General features: G+C 55.0%; 22 protein-coding genes. 10 read left to right on the top strand and 12 right to left on the bottom strand.

What is annotated here, in order from left to right; all coding sequences use genetic code 11:
* Positions 1-26 precede the first annotated feature (26 nt).
* Positions 27-344 carry a heat shock protein HspQ gene (hspQ, locus tag ACL2XO_RS09935; protein WP_413723820.1) on the top strand — a complete coding sequence of 106 codons (318 nt, stop codon included), beginning with the start codon at positions 27-29 and terminating at the stop codon, positions 342-344.
* Positions 345-384: 40 nt separating this feature from the next.
* Here the strand turns inward: hspQ and ACL2XO_RS09930 are convergent, their stop codons facing one another.
* Entirely contained in the window at positions 385-798 is a 414-nt protein-coding gene (locus tag ACL2XO_RS09930) for a CoA-binding protein (RefSeq protein WP_132922596.1), read from the bottom strand.
* A gap of 178 nt (positions 799-976) precedes the next feature.
* Between ACL2XO_RS09930 and ACL2XO_RS09925 the strand changes: the two genes are divergently transcribed.
* A complete protein-coding gene (locus tag ACL2XO_RS09925) occupies positions 977-1,603 on the top strand; it encodes a DUF2057 family protein (protein ID WP_203522182.1) in 627 nt (208 codons plus the stop codon).
* Positions 1,604-1,698: 95 nt separating this feature from the next.
* On the top strand, positions 1,699-2,157 hold the full coding sequence (locus tag ACL2XO_RS09920) for a methylglyoxal synthase (RefSeq protein WP_132922598.1): 459 nt from the start codon (positions 1,699-1,701) through the stop codon (positions 2,155-2,157).
* Between the two features lie 35 nt (positions 2,158-2,192).
* Here the strand turns inward: ACL2XO_RS09920 and helD are convergent, their stop codons facing one another.
* Positions 2,193-4,247 carry a DNA helicase IV gene (gene helD / locus ACL2XO_RS09915; RefSeq protein WP_413742619.1) on the bottom strand — a complete coding sequence of 685 codons (2,055 nt, stop codon included), beginning with the start codon at positions 4,245-4,247 and terminating at the stop codon, positions 2,193-2,195.
* Between the two features lie 159 nt (positions 4,248-4,406).
* On the opposite strand from helD, the gene ACL2XO_RS09910 reads away from it, so the two are divergent.
* Positions 4,407-4,853 carry a YccF domain-containing protein gene (locus ACL2XO_RS09910; protein ID WP_203522185.1) on the top strand — a complete coding sequence of 149 codons (447 nt, stop codon included), beginning with the start codon at positions 4,407-4,409 and terminating at the stop codon, positions 4,851-4,853.
* A 20-nt stretch (positions 4,854-4,873) separates the two neighbouring features.
* Positions 4,874-7,006 carry a YccS family putative transporter gene (yccS, locus tag ACL2XO_RS09905; RefSeq protein ID WP_413723818.1) on the top strand — a complete coding sequence of 711 codons (2,133 nt, stop codon included), beginning with the start codon at positions 4,874-4,876 and terminating at the stop codon, positions 7,004-7,006.
* A 33-nt stretch (positions 7,007-7,039) separates the two neighbouring features.
* Here the strand turns inward: yccS and ACL2XO_RS09900 are convergent, their stop codons facing one another.
* A complete protein-coding gene (locus ACL2XO_RS09900; protein WP_413742618.1) occupies positions 7,040-7,645 on the bottom strand; it encodes a TfoX/Sxy family DNA transformation protein in 606 nt (201 codons plus the stop codon).
* 208 nt (positions 7,646-7,853) lie between these two features.
* On the opposite strand from ACL2XO_RS09900, the gene sulA reads away from it, so the two are divergent.
* Together sulA and ompA are read left to right on the top strand one after the other, a co-directional pair.
* Positions 7,854-8,360 carry an SOS-induced cell division inhibitor SulA gene (gene sulA, locus ACL2XO_RS09895; protein ID WP_132922603.1) on the top strand — a complete coding sequence of 169 codons (507 nt, stop codon included), beginning with the start codon at positions 7,854-7,856 and terminating at the stop codon, positions 8,358-8,360.
* A 352-nt stretch (positions 8,361-8,712) separates the two neighbouring features.
* Positions 8,713-9,795 (top strand): porin OmpA, encoded by a 1,083-nt coding sequence (gene ompA / locus ACL2XO_RS09890; RefSeq protein ID WP_132922604.1) that lies wholly within the window; start codon positions 8,713-8,715, stop codon positions 9,793-9,795.
* A gap of 115 nt (positions 9,796-9,910) precedes the next feature.
* On the opposite strand, the gene matP is transcribed toward ompA, so the two are convergent.
* Complete coding sequence (gene matP / locus ACL2XO_RS09885; protein ID WP_132922605.1) at positions 9,911-10,366, bottom strand: macrodomain Ter protein MatP; 456 nt, start codon at positions 10,364-10,366, stop codon at positions 9,911-9,913.
* 209 nt (positions 10,367-10,575) lie between these two features.
* Here matP and ACL2XO_RS09880 point away from each other — a divergent pair, with 209 nt between their 5' ends.
* Together ACL2XO_RS09880 and fabA are read left to right on the top strand one after the other, a co-directional pair.
* A complete protein-coding gene (locus tag ACL2XO_RS09880; protein ID WP_132922606.1) occupies positions 10,576-12,327 on the top strand; it encodes an AAA family ATPase in 1,752 nt (583 codons plus the stop codon).
* 66 nt (positions 12,328-12,393) lie between these two features.
* Positions 12,394-12,912, top strand: coding sequence for a bifunctional 3-hydroxydecanoyl-ACP dehydratase/trans-2-decenoyl-ACP isomerase (gene fabA / locus ACL2XO_RS09875; protein WP_132922607.1), 519 nt, complete (start codon positions 12,394-12,396; stop codon positions 12,910-12,912).
* 59 nt (positions 12,913-12,971) lie between these two features.
* Here the strand turns inward: fabA and rmf are convergent, their stop codons facing one another.
* From rmf to rlmKL, 6 genes are all read right to left on the bottom strand, one after another.
* Complete coding sequence (gene rmf, locus ACL2XO_RS09870) at positions 12,972-13,139, bottom strand: ribosome modulation factor (RefSeq protein WP_132922608.1); 168 nt, start codon at positions 13,137-13,139, stop codon at positions 12,972-12,974.
* A 277-nt stretch (positions 13,140-13,416) separates the two neighbouring features.
* Positions 13,417-13,983, bottom strand: a complete 567-nt coding sequence (pqiC, locus tag ACL2XO_RS09865) for a membrane integrity-associated transporter subunit PqiC (RefSeq protein ID WP_413723815.1) — start codon at positions 13,981-13,983, stop codon at positions 13,417-13,419.
* A complete protein-coding gene (pqiB, locus tag ACL2XO_RS09860; protein WP_203522191.1) occupies positions 13,980-15,623 on the bottom strand; it encodes an intermembrane transport protein PqiB in 1,644 nt (547 codons plus the stop codon). Before pqiB ends, pqiC begins: the two co-directional genes overlap by 4 nt.
* Positions 15,616-16,878, bottom strand: coding sequence for a membrane integrity-associated transporter subunit PqiA (pqiA, locus tag ACL2XO_RS09855; protein WP_413742617.1), 1,263 nt, complete (start codon positions 16,876-16,878; stop codon positions 15,616-15,618). The genes pqiB and pqiA overlap by 8 nt, the downstream gene beginning before the upstream one ends.
* A gap of 48 nt (positions 16,879-16,926) precedes the next feature.
* Positions 16,927-18,840, bottom strand: a complete 1,914-nt coding sequence (locus ACL2XO_RS09850) for an ABC transporter ATP-binding protein (protein ID WP_413723813.1) — start codon at positions 18,838-18,840, stop codon at positions 16,927-16,929.
* A 5-nt stretch (positions 18,841-18,845) separates the two neighbouring features.
* Positions 18,846-20,966 (bottom strand): bifunctional 23S rRNA (guanine(2069)-N(7))-methyltransferase RlmK/23S rRNA (guanine(2445)-N(2))-methyltransferase RlmL, encoded by a 2,121-nt coding sequence (gene rlmKL, locus ACL2XO_RS09845; RefSeq protein ID WP_413743052.1) that lies wholly within the window; start codon positions 20,964-20,966, stop codon positions 18,846-18,848.
* Between the two features lie 103 nt (positions 20,967-21,069).
* Between rlmKL and ACL2XO_RS09840 the strand changes: the two genes are divergently transcribed.
* On the top strand, positions 21,070-22,176 hold the full coding sequence (locus ACL2XO_RS09840) for a YcbX family protein (RefSeq protein WP_413742616.1): 1,107 nt from the start codon (positions 21,070-21,072) through the stop codon (positions 22,174-22,176).
* Positions 22,177-22,196: 20 nt separating this feature from the next.
* Here ACL2XO_RS09840 and ACL2XO_RS09835 read toward each other — a convergent pair whose 3' ends face one another.
* Positions 22,197-22,745 (bottom strand): cell division protein ZapC, encoded by a 549-nt coding sequence (locus ACL2XO_RS09835; protein ID WP_413723811.1) that lies wholly within the window; start codon positions 22,743-22,745, stop codon positions 22,197-22,199.
* Positions 22,746-22,901: 156 nt separating this feature from the next.
* A complete protein-coding gene (gene pyrD, locus ACL2XO_RS09830) occupies positions 22,902-23,912 on the bottom strand; it encodes a quinone-dependent dihydroorotate dehydrogenase (protein WP_413742615.1) in 1,011 nt (336 codons plus the stop codon).
* Between the last annotated feature and the right edge of the window lie 233 nt (positions 23,913-24,145).

Raw genomic sequence — 24,145 nt, 5'->3', positions numbered from 1 at the left:
CACTATTACGTACGCGGGAGCTCTTTATGATTGCCAGCAAATTTGGAATCGGACAACAGGTCCGCCACAAGCTACTGGGCTATTTGGGTGTCATCATCGATGTCGACCCCGAATACTCCCTGGAAAAGCCGTCAATTGACGAGATTGCGGCTGACGACAAGCTTCGCGCCGCCCCTTGGTACCATGTGGTGATGGAAGACGACGAAGGCAAGCCGGTGCACACCTATCTTGCCGAAGTCCAGTTGAATTATGAAACGGCGCCGGTACATCCGGAACAACCGACCCTGGACGATTTGGCGGAGTCTATACGCCAGCAACTGCAGGCACCACGGCTGAGAAACTGATTAACTAGACGCGGGCGGCCCCGCCCGCGTAACTCTATATTCATTTCGCCAGCCCCAGCCGCCTGATCTCGATTTTCGGGCAGCGATCCATCACAACCTTCATACCGACATTTTTCGCCAACACCGCCGCCTGTTCGTTCACTACGCCCAACTGCGTCCATAATACCTTGGCATCAATGGTAATGGCCTCCTGGGTCAGGTCATACACCGCCTCTGAACGCCGAAAGATATCCACCATATCCACCTTAACCGGTATACTCGCCAGATCGGCGTAGACCCGTTGCCCCAGGATCTCACGCCCCGCCAGTATGGGATTAACCGGGAAAACCTGATAGCCCTGTTCAAGTAAATAAGCCATGACATCGTGGCTGGCCCGCGCAGGCTTTTCACTGGCCCCCACCAGGGCAATCGTCTTCACGGACGTCAAAATGTCGGCAATGTCGGTATCGGTCATGACGTTTCTCCGGTTTCATACTTGTTGATTAAGTGTATACCAGCGGTGAAAAAAGCAAGATAATTAAGGTTAATCAAATAATTTCAAAATAAAAATATTTGTGAATAAATACTACAAAAATATTATTATGTACATTCTAAATATATAAGTAGTCAATGATATCCGGCGAGGGAACATAATGAATTTTTTGCGCGTCATTGTTATCGGGATAAGCCTCTTTACGGGCCTGCCCGCGTTAGCGACGACTCTGCAATTGCCGCAGGCCATGGAATTATTGATAGTCGACGGTACGCCGGTGAATAGCATACTGTTACGCGGCGCCGGCAGCCTTGAGTTAGCCCAGGGCGGGCACCAACTGGTATTCACCCTGAATCGCAGGGCTTACCATGACTATGATAGGCTGGGAATTTATCGACCGTTCTACCTGATTGTGCTGTTCGATACCTGGAATGCACATCGCTTGCGGTTCCGGCTGCCGCCGCTCACCACCCGCGATGAGATTGATCATTTTATCAGCCTGCCGGTGCTAACACTTTTGGATGAACATGATGCGGCGGTGAATGCGGCTTACAGCCGCTTGCCGGTGGGCAATGAGGGGGTGATGGCGGCTCTGCGGCATCACGAGAGAGAGTATGGCGCCACGTTGCCAATGCCGCCTCGGCTTCCCGCTCCCAATGAGAGCCCGGCCGCGGATGCATGGATTGCGTCTCCCCTTCAGAACAGCACCGCCGCCCATATCGAGCAAATGTTGCGTTTCTGGTTTTTGCCCTCCGGGTCAAGTACCCGTCCCCAGTGGCTGGACTGAGCGCGTGTCATTACCAGAGTCAGCATTAAATGGTTTGCAGTGAAATCGACTTTCGATAGTCTATAGACAGCGTAAATTTCATTAAAGGAAAGTATATGGAGTCAATCACCCGTACCATCGCCATACGCAAACATATTGCCTTGGTCGCTCACGATCACTGCAAACAATCGTTGCTCAACTGGGTCGAGATCAATAAGCCCGTTCTGGCGGAGCATACCCTTTACGCCACCGGGACTACCGGGAATCTGGTGCAGAGGAGTACCGGACTGCCGGTGCACAGTATGTTGAGCGGACCGATGGGAGGCGATCAGCAGGTGGGAGCACTGATATCGGAAGGCAAAATCGATGTATTGATTTTCTTCTGGGACCCATTGAATGCCGTACCGCACGATCCCGATGTAAAAGCGTTGCTGCGGCTGGCGACCGTGTGGAATATTCCCGTGGCCACCAATCGTTCAACCGCAGATTTATTAATAAGCTCCGCATTATTCAGCGGCGAGATTCAAATCGAAATCCCCGATTACCAGCGTTATCTCACCGACCGTTTGCAATAACCGGCTCCGGACGGTGATTGCAACCGTCCGGCTCATCAAGGTTTATGTACTTTAGGCACGCCCAACTGCGCTAATGTCTCGATAAATACCGACGGCTGCCCGGGATCGTGCAGCAACCATACCTGCTGCTTTGCCCTGGTGAGGGCGACATACAGCAGACGCCGCTCCTCGGCATCGGGGAAATCCTCCGGCTGCGGCAGCAAGACCCGTTCGAACACGGTTTCACGCGCCGCCGCGGGGAAGCCGTCCTTGCCCTCATTCATACCGATAATGATGACGTAATCCGCCTGTTGCCCTTTGCTGCCGTGCATGGTCATAAAATCGATATTCAGGGTTGGCCAGCGGGTTACCGCTTTATCCAGCAGGGACGGCCGCAGATAATGGTAGCGGGCCAGTATCAGGATCCGTTCCGCGGGCAGGGCGAAGCCGCTGAGCTTATTCAGTAGCGTCTCAAGTTGAGAGTCGGGCAGGATCAAAACGGATTTTTTGGTGCCTTTAGTCAAACTATTCAGGTCTTTTTTGAGCTGATAGGGATTTTGCAGCACAAACGCCGTGGCGATTTCACCGATACGCTGGTTGAAACGATAGGTGGTATCCAGGGCACACTGCGCTCCGGCGTCGAAACGTTCGGTAAAGCCGGTGGTCAGGGAGAGCTCGGCGCCGCTGAAACGATAAATGGCCTGCCAATCGTCGCCGACGGCAAACAGCGACGTTCGGCGATTCTGCCGGCATAGCGCTTCCAATAACTTTATGCGCTGGGGGGATATGTCCTGGTATTCATCCACCAGGATATGTTTCCAAGGGCTGATAAACCGGCCTTTTTGCAAGATATCCACCGCCTGGTGCATCAGTCCGGCAAAATCCACTGCGCCTTCCTCTTTAAGGGCCTGTTTCCAGGCTTTCAGCAATGGCGACAGCAGGCGGATACGTTTTTGAAAGACATCGTGTAAATCATCGGGTGCCAGCTGGATCATTTCCGCCTGGGTGCCGCCGTGCATGCGCATCAAGCCGATCCATCGCTCGATACGGGGCGCCAGACGCTGTGCCAGCCGTTCGTCCTGCCAATACTCCCCTTCCGGGACGTCCCATCCCAGTTCCTCGACGATCAGTTGCCGCCAGCCTTTTGCCTGGGGTTTTTTCTCACTACACTGCTGGCGCCATTGCGTTATCAATAATGCTCGCCGCGCCGGGCCGTCACTCTCCAAAGCGCTTATGGCCGGCGCCTTTTTACTGCCTTGCCGGATAATAAACAGGGCCAGGGCATGGAAAGTCCAGGATCGGATGCCCTCCACCCGCAGGCGCAACCGGATACGCTCATCCATTTCCGCCGCCGCCTGCCGCCCGAAGGCCAGCATCAGTATTTGCTCCGGATCGGCTTCCCTGCGTCTCAACAGCCAGCCGGCGCGGGCCACCAGCACCGAGGTTTTGCCGCTGCCGGCGCCCGCCAGCACCAGCAGGGCGTTTTCACCGTTAACCACCGCGCGGCTTTGAGTAAGATTAAGGGGAGAACTTTCGACGGTATCAAAATAGTCTTTATGCTGTTCCAGCATGTTATTCGTCCACTGCTGGTTGCAGCGCAGCGCCATCGCCGGGCCCTGCTCGAGCCATTTCAGGCACAGGCGGTAGTTGTCGCGGCAGTGTTCAAACTCCTCCAGGCGCGCCAGCGGCAACGGCAAAGACGCAAACGCCTCGCGGATGCTGTCTTGCAGCGCCGCCAGCCGGCTCGCCTGGAACCATTGATCCCGGGCCGCGGCCTGTTCAATGGCTATCACCTGCTGGCGGAGCACATCGGCGCACACTTCGCTCATATCACGGCTCCAATCGAGCCAGCTTTTTTGCAGGTGGTGATAAAACCGCTGCGTTTCCTGCCACTCCGTGCCGTGAAGACGAACTACCTTCGCCCCGGGCAATTCGAACTCCAGCTCGCCCCAGACAATTCCCCGCTTGCAGCGAATGGCCAGAATTTCATTAAAGGGAATGATGTAATGGTGCTTATCGCCGCTGACCTCGACGCCGGCGTGTAACAATTGCACCCGATTATAGGGATGCTGTGCCAGATGCTTGCCGAGGGAAGTCGATTTCAGTTCCATAGGGTTGCCGCGATTCCTTTTCGTTAAGACGCAAGGGGGTCTGCTACCCATATTAACTTGTTCTGCCCCGGCCTGGAAATCAGGGTAGAATAGTCTTCATTCTACTGTGGTAGCCTACCGAAACAACCTCCACACCTGCAAAAACAGACAATGGGAATAATGCGTACTTTACTTAATTTGCTCAATTTTATCTTAGGTGGTTTTTTTACCACCCTGGGGTGGCTGCTGGCCACTGTCGTAAGCCTGATACTCATCATCACCTGGCCCTTCACCCGTTCATGCTGGGAGATAACCAAATACTCACTGGTACCCTTTGGCAATACCACCGTTCATGTGGACATACTCTATCCTGAGAACCGCAATGTGGTCTTGTCATCCGGCGGCACGCTATTGAATCTGTTGTGGCTGGTGCTCTTCGGCTGGTGGCTGTGTCTATCGCATATCGTCACCGGCATCGGCCAATGCCTGACCATTATCGGTATTCCGCCGGGCATCGCCCATTTCAAACTGGCGGCCATCGCCCTCTGGCCGGTGGGCCAGCGGGTGGTACCGGTGGAGCTGGCTGAAGAATTGCATATCAATCCCGACCGACGCCGCTATCGTTAACGCCAATATAAGGACATGCAGTGGGAAGTGTAGCACCCGGATTTCGCCGCCTGGCTTTTGATAGCCGCTGGCGCTATAACGTACGGATTTTTATCGCCTTGGCCGGCGCGGCGCTTTTGCCCTGGTGGTTCAATATGGCAACCCTCACCATACCGTTGACGCTGGGGGTGGTGGCCGCGGCGTTAACGGATTTGGACGATCGGCTGAGCGGCAGATTGCGCAATTTGCTGATCACCTTGGTGAGTTTTTTCATTGCCGCGGTATCCATCGAACTGCTGTTTCCTTACCCATGGCTGTTCGGCATCGGCCTGGCGGTATCCACCTGCGGTTTCATTTTGCTAGGAGCGCTGGGCCAGCGATACGCCACCATCGCTTTCGGCGCACTGCTGATAGCGGTATATACCATGCTGGGCGCCGCCATGTACCAAACCTGGTATCTGCAGCCGGCGCTGCTGCTGGCGGGGGCTATCTGGTACAACGTGCTTACCCTGCTGGGTCATATGCTTTTTCCCATCCGTCCGCTGCAGGATAACCTTGCCCATGGTTACCACGCTCTGGCCCGTTACCTCGACGCCAAGGCCAATCTGTTCGATCCGGATCTGGAGGATGCCGATGACCGCGCCCTGATTGAAGTCGCCATGGCAAACAGCGACGTCGTGGAGGCGATGAACCAGATCAAGTCGTCGTTATTGACCCGTTTGCGCGGCGATCGCGGGCAACGCGGCACCCGACGCGCGCTGCATTATTATTTTGTCGCACAGGATATTCACGAACGGGCCAGCTCATCCCATGTGCAGTACCAGCAACTGAGGGAACAACTGCGCTACAGCGATGTGCTGTTTCGTTTCCAGCGGCTGCTGGCTATGCAGGCCCGCGCCTGCGACACCCTTTCACAATCTATTTTGTTGCATCAGAAATATGAGCATGACCAGCGTTTCGAGCGCGCCTTCAGCCATCTGGACGCGGCAATCGATCGCGGGGCCGGGCCGGGGCAGGTCAAGGGGCTTAAAAATCTGCTGAATAATCTGCGCGCCATCGACGCTCAATTGGCCACCATCGAATCTGAACAGGCGATAGCCCGCAATAACCCGGAAGAAAATAATCTCGCGGACGATAAGCTGACCGGGTTCAGCGATATCCGATCGCGTATCGGCAGCCATCTCAGTCCGGAATCGGCGCTGTTCCGCCATGCGGTGCGAATGTCCCTGGTACTGTGCGTCGGTTACGCGTTTATCCAGCTAAGCGGACTGCATTATGGCTACTGGATTATGCTCACCAGCCTGTTTGTCTGCCAGCCCAACTACCAGGCCACCAGAAGACGGTTGGCGCTGAGGATTATCGGCACCCTCGGCGGCATCCTGCTGAGCCTGCCCATCCTCTATTTTGTTCCTTCAACCGAAGGGCAACTGGTCCTCATCGTGCTCAGCGGCACGTTATTCTTTGCCTTTCGCAACAGGCAGTACGCCCAGGCCACCATGTTTATTACCCTGCTGGTGATGCTATGCTTCAATTTGCTGGGGGAAGGGTTCGACGTGGCGCTGCCCAGGGTATTCGATACCTTTGTCGGCTGCGCCATCGCCTGGGCGGCGGTGAGTTTTATCTGGCCGGACTGGCGTTTTCGCCGTCTGCCCGCGGTAATGAATAACAGTCTTTTCGCCAATTGCCGTTATCTGGATGCCATCCTGGTGCAGTACCATCAGGGCAAGGATAATCGCCTGGACTACCGGATTGCCCGGCGTGACGCCCATAACAAGGACGCCGAGCTGGCCTCGGTGGTGTCAAATATGGCGGCGGAATCCAGAACGCCCGGTGCGGTGATGGACCTGGCGTTCCGGCTGCTTTGTCTGAATCATACCTTCCTGAGCTATATTTCCACCCTGGGAGCCCATCGCGAAAAAATGTCCTCGGCGGCGCTGCTGAAGGTGCTGGACGATGCCGCTTGTTATGTGGACGACGCCTTGCAATATCAGGATAAATTGTCCCTGCGGGTGAATCAGGAACGGGATCAATTGATTGATCGCATCCAGCATATCGCGCCGGAGCCGGAAGCCAGGGAACAGCTGGTACTACAGCAAATCGGCCTGTTGCTTGAACTGTTGCCTGAACTGATAGCGCGCAAACAGGATGTTGAAACCCGATTCAAACCGGCTTAGCTGCCGTCGCCGGAACGGCGGCGGACGGCGGCGCTAGCGGCAGGATTGCCGCTCAAACCATTCAAGCAATTCACTGCGCTGCATCGGGGGCAATGCGGCTGAGTGGTGGCCGGACAATGCGCCCTCCAGGGCGAACAGCACCTTGACGCTCAGGTTTTGTTTAATTGCGCGCAGTTTCAGGTAGCTGCTCTTGGCGCCATAGCAGCGCAGGGATTCGATATCCTGTATGCCGGCTTTCCATAACAGCCGCTCGATACCCTGGCCGATATTGGGCAAATCCTTCAGCCTGGGGCTGGAGGTTTTTTCACGCCGATCGTGTTTTGACTCATCAAGGGACTGGGCGGCCAGGACCAGCAGTCTATCGCCCTTTAGCCACAGCTCTTCGTTCACATGATAATAATTCAACGATACCGGAACGCCCCGTTTGGTATAGATGAGTTTTTGCATGCCTTCGGCGAGATAAACGTGTTCGCTTTGCCGGGTGCCGCGAAGATAAAGCTCGCCATCCAGTATCAGCCCGAACATCACCTTATCGGCGCAGATACTGTAGCCGCCGAATTGCGATCGGGTGGTGATAACGCCCAGCGGCGCGAAGAAAGGTACTGCCTGTGAAATCCGCTGTTTATATGCCGTTTCCATCAAATGCTCCGTGTTATTGTGTTGAGAGTCCCTACTCTTTATTCGTGCAACTACTTAAAAATACAGTATTTTCCATGTGGTTTTCAACTTAATCCGCCGCAGGCGCCCTGTCAGGAGGATTTTTGCGAGGCTGCTTAAAATTCCGGTTGATTTTCATCCCGAACCCGGATACTGTATTTATATACAGTTAACCAGGGGCGTACATTCCATGCACACTCAACTTCAAGCCGCACGTCATTTCGGCCAAACGATCCAGGAGGAAAACGTATCGGAGGATTCCTCGCTCTCCATGGCCAAAGGTATTATCAGCGAAGTGGTTTATTTTGAAGATCAGCCCATGGTGGGACATATCCTCTTGCCGTTGCTGCGGCAATTGGGAACCCAGTCACGCTGGCTGCTGTGGCTGACCTCGTCACGCAAATTGAGCCGCCCCTGGCTGATGCAGTCGGGCCTGCCGCTGGAAAAAATGGTGCAATTGCGTCAACCTACGGCTTTCGATACCGTTGCGGCGATGGAGAAAGCATTATTGACGGGAAATTACAGCGTAATCCTGGGCTGGTTTCCTGAAGAATTGACGGACAATGAGAAGCGTCGACTGCGCGATGCCGCGCAACAAGGGGGGTCTTACGGGTTCATTATGTATCCTCAAAACGAGACTAACCGGTCCTCTGGACAGTTTTCAGGGCTAAAAATTCATTCTTCGCGCTATCATTGACTAATTTTAAGATTTATCTCAATAAGGGTGTCAGCACGGAAGACAAAATCCCTTTAAATTTGCCTCACTCCAGTATATATGCGGGTCGCCAGCCATTCCAGTGCCGTGAGCGGCTATCACTTTGTCACGATTTCGGTCAATGAAACATACACGAAACGCTGTTTTTTATTAGCGGCTTACTACATCTTACTTGTAAGTTTCCCACTTCGTTGTAGACTTTAATTCGCCAGGGTTGCTCTATAACGCCTGTTGAATGGCGATGTTTAAACGCGGAGCACTGACTCTGGCAATGGATTTTTTAAATTAGCTTTAAGAGCTCATTGCCTATTTGGATGATAACGAGGCGCAAAGAATGAAAAAGACAGCTATCGCACTTGCAGTGGCATTGGCGGGTTTCGCAACCGTAGCGCAAGCCGCTCCCCAAGATAACACCTGGTACACCGGTGGTAAATTGGGCTGGTCCTCTTACCATGATACCGGTTTTTACGGTAATGGTTATGATAACCGTATCGGCAATGGTCCTACCCGTAACGAACAGTTAGGTGCCGGTGCTTTTCTCGGTTATCAGGCAAATCCGTATTTAGGGTTTGAACTGGGCTATGACTGGCTAGGCCGCATGGCTTACAAAGGCAGCGTGGACAACGGTGCGTTTAAGGCCCAAGGTATTTCGCTGGCAGCTAAACTCAGCTATCCGCTTACCGACGATTTGGACATTTACACCCGTTTGGGTGGCATGGTTTGGCGTGCTGATTCGAAAGCCAACTACGACAACGGTTCTGCCGGTCGCCTGAGCGATCACGATACCGGTGTTTCCCCGTTGGCCGCTATTGGTCTTGAATACGCTATCACCCAGGACTGGGCAACCCGTCTTGATTACCAGTGGGTCAACAATATCGGCGATGCCAGCACTGTCGGCGCGCGTCCTGATAATGGCTTGCTGAGCGTGGGCGTTTCTTACCGCTTCGGTCAGGGTACTCCGGCTCCGGTCGTGACTCCTGCGGCCCCGGCTCCGGCCCCGGTTGTACAAACCAAGCATTTCACACTGCGTTCAGACGTACTGTTTAACTTCAACAAGTCCACTCTGAAGCCGGAAGGTCAACAGGCCCTGGATCAACTGTATTCCCAGTTGAGCTCCTTGGATCCGAAAGACGGTTCCGTTGTAGTCCTGGGCTATACCGACCGTATCGGTTCAGAACAGTATAACCTGAAACTTTCTCAGGCTCGTGCGCAAAGCGTCGTGACTTACCTGATTTCCAAGGGTATCCCGTCCGACAAGATTTCCGCTCGCGGCATGGGTAAATCGAATCCTGTCACCGGCAACACCTGTGATAACGTGAAGGGCCGTGCTGCTTTGATTACTTGCCTGGCACCGGATCGTCGCGTAGAGATCGAAGTGAAGGGCTACAAAGAAGTGGTTACACAGCCGCAATCTTAAGTTCTTATGAAATTGCAAAAACCCCGCCATGGCGGGGTTTTTTTTTATACTGTAATTGCCTGCCGATACCGTTTCGCCGCCCTGCTCAAAGGCATCGGGCTTGAACTGCGGCGGCTTAGCGATCCTCGCCGAGGATAGCTTTCAAATCCTGTTTCAAAGAGGACATCTGGGTTGCGTATTTTTCTTTACGCTCGGCGTCTTCAAGCAGGTTTACTATGGTCTCCGACAGGGTATTGCCCCGCCGCTGCGCCAAAGCAGCCAGACGCTGCCAAACCAGATATTCAAGGTCAATGGATTTCTTGCGGGTATGCTGGTGTTCAGCGTTGAAGTGCCGCTTGCGGCGTGCCCGGATGGTTTGTTTCATCCGGTTTTCAAGAGCCGGATTCATATTCTCACGAATCCAGAGAAGAATATTGTCGGCTTGATGCTCGAAAAGCATCAGCGCTTCCACCGCTTCCTCCGCGGCGCTGTTTTCTTCATGCCGCGTAATGCGCTCGCCTTCACGGTGTTTTTTAACAAGATACGTCCACTTCCACCCGCTTTCCAGATTTTCGAGTTGCTGATATTTCATGGTACATGCACCCGTGACCGTGTAACGTTAGCTAGATAATAACAGTTTCCCCGCCTAATTCCCCTACGAACGTCATATTTTGACTGATTTTCAGACAAGTTAAACCCGGATCGCCTCAGAATATTCGTTCATTGAAAGATGCATGAAGCTCGTAGAGTGAAATTCTTGTATAATCACCGTTTCCCTGAATAGCGACGTTACCGAATACTTTGACCATTAAACAATTAGAATGGAAATATTTAGTTCCAGATCTTACGCCTTTTACGGCGGTATTTGCCCAGCCCTACCAGCCCTTGTCTGCACCCCTGGAATCGTTGCAGATGCGTTTGATGGACGGCCTTATTCAGTTCTGCCACCCTATGACGCCCAGCCGTTTTATGTTGCTGACCGCGCAGGAGGACGAGGAGTATTTGCGGCTCATTTCCCGCATGGTGGACAATGCCCTGCCCGAGGATAAGCCTCTGGCGGGCAGTCGTTATATCATCGCGGGCAATGAAATAAAAATTCAAGCCGCCGTTGAGCCGGGGGATAATTTTGCCGGACGCGGCAAATGTATTTACCAGCCCTGGATTGAGAACGAGCAGCTGTTCGGCTGTGTCAGGAATTACCGCGACGTCATCGATTTGCAACCGGGTAAAATACACGAAGCCAATGGCGGAGTGCTGATGCTGGGCGCCAGCGCCCTGGTGAGCCAGCCGCTGATGTGGCTGCGTCTTAAACAGATGATTTTGCAGCAGCGTTTTGACTGGCTGGCGCTGGATGAAACCCGCCCGCTGCCGGTTTCGATCCCGTCGATGCCGCTGGACCTGCGGTTGATAGTCATCGGCGATCGTGAATCGCTGGCGGATTTGAACGATCTGGAACCCGGTTTGACCAAGCTGGCGCTGTATGGCGAGTTCGAGTCGGAGCTGAAGGTCACCCAAACGGAAGACATGCAAAACTGGTGCGATTATGTAAACAGTTTATTGCAAGCACAATCGATGCCGCCCCTGGCCGCGGAAGCCTGGCCGGAGTTGATCCGGCAGGCGGTTCGCTATAGCGGCGATCAGTATCAGCTGCCTTTGTGCCCTCAATGGCTGACCCGGCGCATCAGGGAGGCGGCCCAGTACGCCGAGCAGGATGTCATTAATGCCCAGGCGCTGTCCGACAGCAATCGTACCCGTATCTGGCGTGAAAGCTACCTGACAGAGCGCATGCAGGATGAGATTGCCGAAGGGCAGATCATGGTGGAAACCGACGGCGCGATGATAGGCCAGGTGAATGCATTGTCGGTCATGGATTTCCCCGGTCACCCCTTGCCGTTCGGTGAGCCGTCGCGTATCAGCTGCGTGGTGCATTTGGGCGACGGGGAAGTTAACGATGTGGAACGTAAAGCTGAACTGGGCGGAAATCTTCATGCTAAGGGCATGATGATCATGCAGGCATTTCTCATGGCGTCGCTGGAGCTGGATCAACAGCTGCCCTTCTCCGCGTCGCTGGTGTTTGAGCAGTCCTATGGTGAAGTGGATGGCGACAGCGCTTCGCTGGCGGAACTCAGCGCGTTGATAAGCGCCCTGTCCGGCAAGCCTATCGTGCAGCGGATCGCGGTTACCGGGTCGGTGGATCAATTCGGCCGGGTGCAGCCCATCGGCGGCGTCAACGAAAAGGTCGAAGGCTTTTTCGCCCTGTGCCGGAACCGCGGGCTCGATGGAACCCAGGGCGTGATTATGCCCGCCGCCAATGTGCGCCATTTATGCCTGCATGAAGAGTTGGTCGACGCGGTACGGGATGAACAATTCCATATCTGGCCGGTGGAGACTATTGATGAGGCGTTGGAATTGCTGACCGGGATACCTTACGATCACGAGCAGAAACCCAATTTGATTGCTTCAATACGCGAGCGTATCGCTTATATCAATCAGCACGAACGCCTACGCTTACCTTGGGGATTCCGCTGGCTGAACTGGTTTAACCAGAGTTAGCCGGGGTTGTGCCGGGTAAAACGGTGAGTTAACGTGCGTGATTCATTAATAAAGGTTTGAATAAACATGGTAGATAAACGCGAATCCTATACTAGAGAAGACCTGCTTGCCTCGAGTCGCGGAGAACTGTTCGGTAAAGAGGGCCCGCAGCTGCCCGCGCCGAATATGCTGATGATGGATCGGGTGGTTAAAATGACCGAAGACGGCGGTAGCCATAATAAGGGCTATGTGGAAGCCGAATTGGACATTCATCCGGATATGTGGTTTTTCGGTTGCCATTTTATCGGCGATCCGGTGATGCCGGGCTGCCTGGGATTAGATGCCATGTGGCAACTGGTGGGCTTCTATCTCGGCTGGCTTGGCGCAGAGGGCAAGGGCCGGGCGCTGGGTGTGGGTGAAGTGAAATTTACCGGACAAATCCTGCCTACGGCAAAAAAAGTGACCTATCGCATCCATTTCCGCCGCGTGGTAAACCGCCGTTTGGTGATGGGCCTGGCGGATGGCGAAGTGCTGTGCGACGGACATGTCATCTATACCGCCAGCGATCTGAAAGTCGGACTGTTCAAAGACACCACGTCATTTTGATACCCCTGAAATGAAACCTCCGCTGAATGCGGAGGTCAATCCCTTTGCTGACAGATCGATCATACTGTTACCGATCTATCCTCCATGGCCTTTCGCCAACCTCCCAACCAGTGAGACCGTGCATCCAGAGATTGATATGGACATAACTCGCTGGATCGTCCGGATAATCCTGCCTGATAACCACGCGAATGTGCACGTTCGAGGCGATCTCGTTTTTGTCTCTTCATGCCATGTTTTCCTCATCTTGTCTGGTGGAAAGAAAATGGTAAGAAAACGGTAACCACTGGGTGGTGATTACACTTTATCTTTAGCGATAAATCGGCTCGAGATCAATGCAACATTTCACATAAACGTCATGACAATTAGGCATAATGACGATATTTTTTGTCCGCCAAGCGAGGCGGCCGTCAGGGTAAACCACTGATTACCCACTAAAGCACCGCCCTTTTCACCCCATTTACACCGGGCGCGGCAACGGTGCCGGCGCTTTAGAACGATTCGTTATTACCGCAAAGCGGATATTTGCTTTGCGATATTTTGACACACCTGTTGCCACCCTTGCCCCAGGGTCCTGACCAGGGCGTCATAGCCGTCCTGATCCTGTTTCAAGACCACATTGATGGGGAACCGGCTCACCGTGCCGTTATGGGTAAGCCGCCATTCGCCGCGGATAACCACCTTGCCGTCGTAACGGCCATGAAAGCCGGTGATATCCACTTCCAATTGATCCTGCTCACCGGAAATCTGACTGGCGGAGACCAGCGTGCCGGGCAAGGCATTGCTCAAATTGGCCACCATGGCTTGCTGCAACTGTTGCTGCAAGGGGCTGGCCCAGAGATTATTGCCGGCGGTAACATACTGAACGTCGCTGGTTTGGTAGACCACGCCGTTGCCCGCCAGGAAATCCGACAGGTTGATCCGTGAAAGCCACAGATGGCCTGTAGCCGTGCGGGATGACGACTGGAGGGGCTGGGCATCCGCCGCTGCCGGCAACTGATAATAGCGTTTGTCGCTGGCGCCGCTACAGGCCACCAGCAGCATCAGCGCCGCCAATAGAATACCTTTTCTCATTTTTTAGCCCTCTTAGGCGTTGGGTCGTTACCTTTATCGGCCCCGAAGACCAAGGCGTTGCTTTTATTGTCCAGCGTACGCAGCACCGGCTGCAGCTCACGCAGCACCTGATCCAGGCGCTGCATATTATCCACCATCTTGTTATAGGCCGGGGAACCGGGCTGGAAGCCCTTCATGCTGGTATTCAGCTCACGCAGCGTCTGCTGCATATCCTGCGGCAGCTGCTGCATCGCCGGGCTTTGGGTCAGGGTATTGACCGATTTCAACGTTTGCTGCAGTTCACGCAGGGTGGACTGGCTTTGCGCCAGGGTTTTGGTTGCCTCGTTTATCATGGGATTGAGGGGCAGGCCGTTGATTTTATCCAGGGTGGTCATCAGTTTTTGCTGAATTTGCGCTAATCCGGCGCTGGTGGTGGGTAAAACCGGATAGCCTTCAACTTCCTTAGGCCCTACCCAGGATTTCGACTGTGGATAAAAATCCAGATCCACGTAGAGCGAGCCGGTGAGCAGATTGGCGCTTTTGAGCGCGGCGCGCAAACCGCGCCCTTCCGCCTGCATCAGCCGGGCGTTGATATCAAAGCTCGCCCCCAGCTTGCTGGCGAACCGTTCCGGCTCGATGCGGATCATCACCGGCACCAGATAGTTGTCATTGATGGTCTGATTAACCGCGGTGGTGAAAAACGGCACTTGGGCTACGGTGCCCAAACGCAGGCCGCGGAATTCAACCGGCGCCCCCGGCTGCAGCCCGCGAATGGAATCGCTGAAGAACAGCACGTAGTCTTTATGTATGGTGTATAACGAATCCGCAATGGAGTTTTTGTTATCAAATAACTGGTACGCCTGATATTCGTGGGCTTTTTCGCCCAGCTCCCAACCGGTGGGCACATCAAAACTGACGCCGCCGCTGAACAGCGTCGTCAGGGAGCCCATTTCCACCCGCATGCCCTGCGCCGACATATCAAACGTCACGCCGCTGTCTTTCCAGAAACGGACATTATTCGTCACCAGGCTGTCGTAGGGCGCATCGATAAACAGCTGATAGCGCATCTTGCGGCTTTGGGGATCAAAATAACTGGTTTGCACCGTGCCGACGCGAAAACCGCGGAACAGTACCGGATCGCCGGCATTTAGCTGTCCGGATTGCTGGCTGTCCAATTCCACCCGAATGCCTTTGGCATCCGGCGAGGCCAGCGGCGGAGCATCCAGCAGGGTGAAGGTTGTGGCATTCTCCGTGCCGTTGCCGGGCTGCAACTGGATATAGGCTCCTGATAACAACGTCCCCAGCCCCGAAACCCCTTCCCGCCCGATTTGGGGTTTAACCACCCAGAAAGCGGAGTCGCGGCGCAGCAGCTTTTCCATGCCGTTGTTAATGCGCGCTTTGATTTCAACCTGCTGCAGATTATCGCTCAGCACCACGCTCTCCACGATGCCCACGTCCACGCTGCGGCTTTTGATGGCGGTTTTTCCGGCTTCAATGCCTTCGGCGCTGGTGGTGACAAGCGTGATGACCTTACCTTGATGACTGAAATGGTAATAAAGGATCCAGGCACCGATAAGGATGGTCACAATGGGGATAATCCACACCGGCGACCATCGTTTGATTTTTTCGATATCGGCGACGTTATAATTATTTTCAGTCAACGGTAGACTCCTTTTGCATGTTTTTCTCCACACGGTCCCAAAGCAGACGCGGATCGAAGGTATGGGCGGCCACCATGGTAATCATCACCACCATGGCAAACAGCACGACCCCGATACCCGGCCTGATACTCATCAACTGGCCCATTCTCACCAGGCCCGACAGTACCGCTATGACAAAGACGTCAATCATTGACCAGCGTCCGACAAACTCAACCATTTCGTAAATCGTATGCATCCGCTCGCTATCGGCCTTGCCTTTTCCCTGGGTTTCCCAGCATAGCCAGCAAAGCGCAATCATTTTCAGTACCGGCACCATGATGCTGGCGATGAAAATCACCAGCGCCACCGGATAGGAACCGTCGTCCCACAGCAATATGACCCCGGCGATAATCGTGGAATTCAGCCGGCTGCCTAAGCCTTCGGTTATCATAATGGGCAGAATATTGGCGGGAATATAGAGCAGCAGCGAGGTTATCAGCAGCGCCATGGTCCACTGCAGGCTGTGGCGCCGGCGCGGACGGCCGCGGGTACGGCAGCGCGGGCAGACAGGCTGTCCGGCCGGAAGAATGAGCGTGCAGCAAGGACAGGCACGGATATTCTGCGACAGGCCGCTGGTGCCGATTTTAAAGGCGGTGACCGGCGAATCCATCGGCATGATATTGTCCCATAACCATCGCCGGTCGATGCATTGAAATGCCCGCTGCTGCAGGATGCAGAATAAACAGAACGGCAAAAAGCTGAGCCCGACGCCGATATCGCCATAGGCCATCAGCTTGACGAAGCTCACCAGTACCCCCGCCAGGAAAATTTCCGCCATGCCCCAGGCGCGCAGCGCAAAAAGCGTTTTCGCCAAAAATGCCCGCGTCCTGAATGACATATGGACCTGCAGGCATAATAAAATAATGCTTGCCATGCACAGGGCGGGGATAACCTGGACAAAAAGCAGGAACAAAAAAGCCAGGAAGGAGAAGTGATCCACCACCATGACCTGGGGAATGACCGGCAGGGAGATCTGGTTGCCGAGGCCTGAGACTTTCATGTTCACAAACGGAAACAGGTTAGCCAGTAGCAGCATAATCAAGGCGCTGATGGCAAATACCACCGGTTGCAGCCGGGGATTGTCCCAGCGGCTCATCAGTGTATTTTTACAGCGCGGGCAGATGCCCTTCTGCCCATCCTTCAGGACGGGCAGCGTAGTCAATAAATCACAGTGCGGGCAAAGTACGTATCGCGTTTTATGAACGGCAGAACACATGCATACCCCTTGGATGGCTTATTCGATTTCACTCCCGGCTCGCGGCGCTTACTCCTTGCTGTTTTTCAGCGCCTCGAGTTCTTCCCAGCGGGCAAATGCCTGCTCCTGCGCCTGTTCAGCGGCGGCCATGGCGGCCAGTACCGCCTGGGTCGTTTCATGGGATTGGCTGAAAAAATCCGGACTGGCTATTTGTGCCTGCAAATCGCTCACTTCCTGTTCCAAACGCTCGATGTGCTGCGGCAACGCCTCAAGTTCGCGCTGCAGGTTGTAACTTAACTTGCTTACGCGTTTCGGCCCCTGGTTTTTCGGGGCCGAGGCCTGGGTTTTCTCCACCGCCGGCGCCGGAGCCGTACGCAGCGCGCGCCGGTTGCGGCGCTGTTCCTGCGCGTCGAAATAGCCGCCGACATAGCTGCTTATCACGCCGTCGCCTTCGAAAATCCAGCACTCGGTGACCGAATTGTCCACGAACTGCCTGTCATGGCTCACCAGTAAAACGGTGCCCTGATAGCCGTCAATCATTTCTTCCAGCAGTTCTAGGGTTTCCACATCCAGGTCATTGGTAGGTTCATCAAGAATCAGCAGATTGCTGGGGTTCAAAAAGAGTTTAGCCAGTAATAAGCGGTTACGCTCCCCCCCGGACAAGGCTTTTACCGGGGTCATCGCGCGTTTCGGATGAAAGAGGAAGTCCTGCAGGTAGCCCAGCACGTGGCGGGAACGGCCGTTAACCATCACTTCCTGTTTGCCTTCCGCCAGATTGTCCATGACCGTGCGTTCGGGATCCAGCTCGGCGCGATGCTGGTCGAAATAGGCCACTTCAAGCTTGGTGCCGCGCTGGATACGACCGCTGTCGGCTTCCAGCTGACCGAGCATCAGCTTGAGCAAGGTGGTTTTGCCGCAGCCGTTCGGACCGATCAGGGCAATCTTGTCCCCCCGCAATACCTGGGTGCTGAAATGACTGATCAGGACTTTATCCTGCAGCCGGTAGCTGACATCTTCCAGCTCGAAGATGATCTTACCGGAGCGGTTGGCTTCTTCCACCTGCATCTTCGCGGTGCCCTGCACTTCCCGCCGCTCGTTCCTCTCCTGACGCAAGGCCTTGAGCGCCCTGACGCGGCCTTCGTTGCGGGTACGGCGTGCCTTGATGCCCTGACGGATCCAGACCTCTTCCTGCGCCAGTTTGCGGTCGAATTCAGCATTCTGCAGTTCCTGCACCCGCAGCTCTTCCTCTTTTCCCGCCAGATACTTATCGTAGTTGCCCGGCCATGACACCAGCTTGCCGCGGTCCAGATCGACAATGCGCGTCGCCATGCTGCGAATAAAGGAACGGTCATGGGAGATGAAGATAATGCTGCCGGTGAAACTTTTCAGAAAGGTTTCCAGCCAATCGATGGTTTCGATATCCAGATGGTTGGTGGGCTCATCCAGCAGCAGGATTTGCGGATCGCACACCAGGGCCCTGCCCAGCGCCGCTTTACGCAGCCAGCCCCCGGAGAGCGCCGATAATTCGGTATCGGCGACCAGGCCCAGCTGTTCGAGCACCTCGGTGATGCGTTTGTCCAGATGCCACAGATTCTGATGATCCAGCATCTCTTGCAGCCGGCCCATCTCCATCAGGTTTTTGTCGCTGGGATCCTGCTCCACCAGATGGGAAATGGTGTGATAGGCTTTGAGAATTTCCGCCTGTGCCTGCACCCCTTCGGCCACGAAATCATACACGGTGCCGGTGACATTGCGCGGCGGATCCTGTTGCAAGCGGGCAACCACCGTATCCTGTTCGAAAATAAGCTGTCCGTCGTCCAGCGGCACTTCGCGGCTGAGGATTTTCAGCAGGGTGGACTTGCCGGCGCCGTTGCGCCCCACCAGGCAGACACGTTCGTTGCGTTCAATATGAAGCTCGGTATTATCCAGCAGCGGTGCGTCGCTAAAGGACAACCAGGCGCCGGAAAGACTGATTAATGACATGGCGTTTATTGATCCCGATCGGCATGGCTTATCAGCCAGCAATTATGTATATGGCGATTCCGGGCAAAGTCCGGCGAACGCGTACGCTCGGTAATGGACTCCGCGGCCAGACCCAAAGCCTGTAAGCCCTCGGTATCCAATTGGAAACCGCGTTTGTTGTTGGAAAACATTATCGTACCGCCCGGCCTGAGCAATCTTTTCAGATCCTGCATCAGCAGCAGGTGGTCACGTTGCACGTCGAAGCTCTCCGACATGCGTTTTGAGTTGGAAAATGTCGGCGGATCGATAAAGATCACATCGAAGCTTTCCTGGGAAAGCTGCAGCCAGGAAAGACAATCCGCCTGGATAAGACGATGCTGCTTGCCCGTGAGGCCGTTGCCGCGCAGATTTTTCTCCGCCCACTCCAGATAGGTGCGGGACATATCCACCGAGGTGGTGCTGCGGGCGCCGCCGATACCGGCATGGACGCTGGCGGTGCCGGTGTAGGCGAACAGGTTGAGGAAATCCTTGCCGCGGCACATTTCGCCGAGCATTTTACGGGCGATGCGGTGGTCAAGAAAGACGCCGGTATCCAAATAGTCGGTAAGGTTCACCCACAGCCTGGCGTCATATTCATCCACCAGCAGGAACTCGCCTTTTTGCGCCAGCTTCTCATACTGGTTTTTGCCTTTCTGCCGTTCTCGGGCTTTCACCACGAGCTGGCTCGCGGGAATCCCGGTTACCGCAAGGGTAGCGGAGATGGCGTCGTACAACCGCGCCCGCGCGCGCTCCGGGTCGATGGTTTTCGGCGCCACGTACTCCTGAATCACCACCCAGGAACTGTAGCGGTCGATAGCCACGTTGTATTCCGGCAGATCGGCGTCGTACAGCCGATAGCAATCCAGATGCTCGCGGGCGGCCCATTTTTCCAGGCTGCGGATATTTTTACGCAGCCGGTTGGCAAAATCCTCCGCGATACCGCGGGAAGCCATGACGCTTGGGACTTCAGCCAGCAGGTAGTTTTTCTGCTCGCACTCCAGCGGCCCGTTCCTGGCTTTAAACGTCCGCTCGGCGCGTAACTGCAGCGCGCTGAGCAAGGCCGGCGAGGCGCTGAACAGCGAGAGGCGCCAGCCGCCGAAGTGGCTTTTCGCCGCCCGGCCAAGCTGGTTGTACAGGGCGATAAGCGCCGGCTCACTCTCCAGCCGCTCGCCATAGGGCGGATTGCTCACCAGGGTACCCACCGGACCTTCCGGCAGCGGGTTCACCAAATTGGCGACGTCGTTGACCGAAAACGAAATCAGCCCGGCGATACCGGCATGGCGGGCATTGGCGCGGGCCTTCTCAAGCACCCGGCCATCATTGTCCGATCCGAAAAATAACGGGACCGCCTGTGCCAGGCCGAGACGCGCGCGTTCCCGAGCCTCCTCCAGTACCGTCCGCCAGAGGATTTCATCGTGGCCGAGCCAGGCATCGAACCCCCACTGCCGGCGCAGCAGCCCCGGCGCGTGATCGGCCGCCATCAGGGCCGCCTCAATCAGCAACGTACCGGAACCGCACATGGGATCCACCAGCGGCGTACCGATTTGCCAGCCCGAACGCAGGACGATGGCGGCGGCCAAATTCTCTTTCAGCGGCGCCTGCCCGGCGCTGTCGCGATAACCGCGCTGATGCAGTCCCCCGCCGCTGAGCTCCAGCGATACGACGGCGCGATCCCGATGCAGGTAAACCTGTACCCGGATATCAGGCTGCTGTTTGGCCACATCCGGCCGGCGCTGCACCGCGTCGGTGAATTGGTCGACGATGGCGTCTTTGACTTTCAACGTGCCGTACTGGCTGTTGCGGATAGCGTCGTTGGTGCCGCTGAAATGCACCGCAAAGTTTTTCTCCACCGGAAAAATCGCCGGCCAGTCAATTTCTTGTACCCCCCTGTAGAGGTCGCTGTCGCTTTTCACTTCAAATTCATTAAGCGGCAATAGAATGCGCGAAGCCAGACGGCTCCAAAGAAGGCTCCGATAAAGCAGCCGGTGGTCTGCGCGAAAATGCACGCCCCCGAGGGCGATTTTGCATTCCAGGGCACCCAGTGCTTCCAGCTCGCTTTTTAACAGTTCTTCCAAACCTTGTGCCGTACTGGCAAAGAGTGCATTCATCATGTCGCTTATCATCTGAAAAGAAATTCGTTGCGCATTATAGCTAATCCCGACCCGTTGTCATAAAGTTGGCCCAACTGAGTCGTCCGGCAGGGAGGCAAAAATGGTAAGTTTATCGCGATTATATATTCATCCGGTTAAATCTATGCGTGGTTTACAACTCTCTTACGCATTGGCCCGCGCTGAAGGACTGGCGGGGGACCGGACGTTCATGCTGACCGAAACCGACGGCACCTTTATTACCGCCCGGCAATATCCGCAAATGGTCCTGTTCACACCGGTGATAGTACAAAACGGGTTGCATATTAGCGCACCGGACGGGCAAAGCGCCATGGCCTGCTATCAGGATTTTACCGCCGACGCGCATCCAACGGAGGTCTGGGGCAATCATTTTACCGCCTATATCGCCCCCGAGGCCATCAATAACTGGCTAAGCGGCTATATAGGCCACCCGGTACAGCTACGCTGGACCGGCGCCCAAAGCCATCGCCGGGTGAAAGCCCATCCCCGCGTTCCGCTGTCGTTTGCCGACGGTTATCCTTACCTCTTGATAAACGAAGCCTCTTTCGGTGATTTACAGCGGCGCTGTCCCGCCGGCATCAAACTTACGCAATTCCGGCCGAACCTGGTGGTGGCCGGAGCCGAGCCCTATGCCGAAGACCGGTGGCACACCCTCAGGATCGGCGAAGTGCCGTTTGAGGTGGTAAAACCCTGCGGACGCTGTGTATTGACCACCGTCAGCGTCGAACAGGGCCGCAGGCATCCTGCCGCCGAACCACTGCGCACGTTAAAAAGCTACCGGACCGCCGAGAACGGCGATGTGGACTTCGGCCAGAATCTGTTGGCCCGCGGCAGCGGTATTATCCGGGTGGGCGCCGAGGTGGAGATACTCACCGAACAGACGCCCCGCCGTTACGGGGGCAGCCCGGCGGCGGAAGAAACCGGCGCGGCGCCGGCGGGTGATGAATACAGCGTAACCATTGACTATCGGGGGCAAACCTTCACCGGCAACAATCGGCAAGTTTTACTGGAGCAATTGGAACAGCAGAACATACGCATACCCTATTCCTGCCGGGCCGGTTTGTGCGGCACATGCAAGGTCCGGCTGCTGGCGGGAGAGGTCACCCCTTTGACCGCCAGCGCGATCGGCGAACCGGGCAAGATACTGACCTGCAGCTGCATGCCCAAAACCGATCTCCGCTTGGGATAGGGCCCTTTGGCGCAGGCGGGTTAAACCGCCGCGGCATAGCGGATTTCATCCTGCTGGGGATAAGGCATCAGCCGGTCATGCATGATCTTGATGACATCGCCCAATACCATCTGCCGCGACGCAACGCTCAGCTGCTGCTGCGCCAATACGCACAAACTGGCGTTATCCCCGGCTTCCGCCACCAGCATACGGGCGTATTCGCCGTTTTCCTGCAAGCGCACCAGGACATCATCACCGGTGACCGGCTGCCAGTCCGACGACGTTGACTGCGGCAGGAAATGCCAGCTCTTGGGCATGACGGGCTTAAGGAAGCGTAGCGCCGTCAGCGCGTTGAGAATCAATTCGGCGCGCTGCTCTTCTTTTAACGGCAGCCCGCGGCACTTTTCGGCGAAGGTATAGTACAAGGCGGCGTCATCCACGCAAAAAACCGACTCGCTGAAAGCATCGGGAATCAGCATTTTAGCGCAGAAGCGAGAACGGAATAACATACCGTCGGCGAGATCCAGCATCATCCGATCGTGTTCGGCATCGAAGAACCAACGCCAATTATCGCCGGGTGTGAATTTCATATTTAATCCTTTCACGTCGCAATCGCTTAAGCAATATCTGGTCTTCCTTTGGGGCCTGGAAATAAAATCCACCAAACCATGAACAGCAACCAGATAAAAGATAAACGAGCCTAAGGGATAAATAAACCCCAAAGGCCATTAAATTACAAAAAAGTGTCAAATATGAGTAAGAATATCTTTAATCAGCTGCGGACCGTGAAAAATGAACCCGGAATATATTTGAATCAGCGATGCGCCCGCGGCTATTTTTTCCCGCGCCGCCACCAAAGAGTCAATGCCGCCCACGCCAATGATGGGTAATTTGCCGTTTAATTCCAGGGACAGACGCCGTATCACCTCCGTGCTGCGTGATTGCAGCGGGCGACCGCTCAAGCCGCCGGCTTGATTGCAATGTTCCAAACCCTGGACCAACTCCCGTCCGGTGGTGGTATTGGTGGCGATCACGCCGTCGATATTATGGCGCACCAGGCTATCGGCCACTTGGCACAGCTCCTCATCCGTCAGGTCGGGGGCTATTTTCACCGCAACGGGGACATATTTGTGGTGATACTGGTTCAATTCGGCCTGTTTATTTTTTATGGCCAGCAATAGTGAGTCCAGCGCCTCGCCGAATTGTAACGTCCGCAACCCGGGAGTGTTGGGTGAAGAAATATTTATCGCGATATATCCCGCGTAGGGATATATTCTTTCCATGCAATAGAGATAATCATCCTTGCCCTGCTCTACCGGCGTGGCTTTATTTTTGCCGATATTAATGCCCAATACGCCGTCATAATGAGATTTTTTAACGTTTTCAACCAGATAGTCAACACCCTTATTGTTAAACCCCATCCGATTAATCAACCCCTCGGCCGCCACCAGACGAAACAGGCGCGGTTTATCATTACCGGACTGCGGACGCGGCGTCACCGTACCGACTTCGATAAACCCAAATCCCATGGCGCCGAGGGCATCGATGCACTCACCGTCTTTGTCCAGTCCGGCGGCCAGCCCCAGCGGGTTTTTGAAAGTTATGCCCATGCAACTGACCGTTTTGACGGGTACCGATTGGCGCACCAGCCCCATAAAGGGTGTGCCGGTAATTCGGCGCAGCTGCTGAAAGGTGAATTCATGGGCGCGTTCCGGATCGAGCTGAAATAACGCCTGTTTAACGAGGGGATAAAACATAGGGTCTCCTGATATCCCGGTTGCAACCGGGGCGGTATTATCGGGCATCCCCTGCGGAAAAGAAATTGAACGGAGTAAAAAAAAGCAATTTACCCATCCTTGGCTGTATTACGGCGTCCTTCGCCTTCTTTTGGTGCGGACAGCCCCATTTTTGCACTGCAAAAGCGCTTTCAGGGCGCCATACCGGTCCATTGACAAAACAGAAATATGACATTTTATTGATTTATATCAAT

Source organism: Sodalis sp. RH15, assembly GCF_047324255.1.
In the GTDB taxonomy this organism is placed as follows: Bacteria; Pseudomonadota; Gammaproteobacteria; order Enterobacterales; family Enterobacteriaceae; genus Acerihabitans; species Acerihabitans ligni.
The sequence above is the reverse complement of the archived record's forward strand: the minus strand, read 5'-3'. Positions and strand labels throughout refer to the sequence as shown.

Coding starts and splice junctions, on each gene's coding strand:
- ompA (WP_132922604.1), top strand. CDS start 8,713: ATGAAAAAGACAGCTATCGCACTTGCAGTGGCATTGGCGGGTTTCGCA.
- rmf (WP_132922608.1), bottom strand. CDS start 13,139: ATGAAGAGACAAAAACGAGATCGCCTCGAACGTGCACATTCGCGTGGT.
- fabA (WP_132922607.1), top strand. CDS start 12,394: ATGGTAGATAAACGCGAATCCTATACTAGAGAAGACCTGCTTGCCTCG.
- ACL2XO_RS09835 (WP_413723811.1), bottom strand. CDS start 22,745: ATGAAATTCACACCCGGCGATAATTGGCGTTGGTTCTTCGATGCCGAA.
- rlmKL (WP_413743052.1), bottom strand. CDS start 20,966: ATGAATGCACTCTTTGCCAGTACGGCACAAGGTTTGGAAGAACTGTTA.
- ACL2XO_RS09910 (WP_203522185.1), top strand. CDS start 4,407: ATGCGTACTTTACTTAATTTGCTCAATTTTATCTTAGGTGGTTTTTTT.
- ACL2XO_RS09900 (WP_413742618.1), bottom strand. CDS start 7,645: ATGGAAACGGCATATAAACAGCGGATTTCACAGGCAGTACCTTTCTTC.
- pqiA (WP_413742617.1), bottom strand. CDS start 16,878: ATGTGTTCTGCCGTTCATAAAACGCGATACGTACTTTGCCCGCACTGT.
- ACL2XO_RS09925 (WP_203522182.1), top strand. CDS start 977: ATGAATTTTTTGCGCGTCATTGTTATCGGGATAAGCCTCTTTACGGGC.
- ACL2XO_RS09850 (WP_413723813.1), bottom strand. CDS start 18,840: ATGTCATTAATCAGTCTTTCCGGCGCCTGGTTGTCCTTTAGCGACGCA.
- pyrD (WP_413742615.1), bottom strand. CDS start 23,912: ATGTTTTATCCCCTCGTTAAACAGGCGTTATTTCAGCTCGATCCGGAA.
- hspQ (WP_413723820.1), top strand. CDS start 27: ATGATTGCCAGCAAATTTGGAATCGGACAACAGGTCCGCCACAAGCTA.
- matP (WP_132922605.1), bottom strand. CDS start 10,366: ATGAAATATCAGCAACTCGAAAATCTGGAAAGCGGGTGGAAGTGGACG.
- ACL2XO_RS09930 (WP_132922596.1), bottom strand. CDS start 798: ATGACCGATACCGACATTGCCGACATTTTGACGTCCGTGAAGACGATT.
- ACL2XO_RS09840 (WP_413742616.1), top strand. CDS start 21,070: ATGGTAAGTTTATCGCGATTATATATTCATCCGGTTAAATCTATGCGT.
- pqiC (WP_413723815.1), bottom strand. CDS start 13,983: ATGAGAAAAGGTATTCTATTGGCGGCGCTGATGCTGCTGGTGGCCTGT.
- helD (WP_413742619.1), bottom strand. CDS start 4,247: ATGGAACTGAAATCGACTTCCCTCGGCAAGCATCTGGCACAGCATCCC.
- sulA (WP_132922603.1), top strand. CDS start 7,854: ATGCACACTCAACTTCAAGCCGCACGTCATTTCGGCCAAACGATCCAG.
- ACL2XO_RS09920 (WP_132922598.1), top strand. CDS start 1,699: ATGGAGTCAATCACCCGTACCATCGCCATACGCAAACATATTGCCTTG.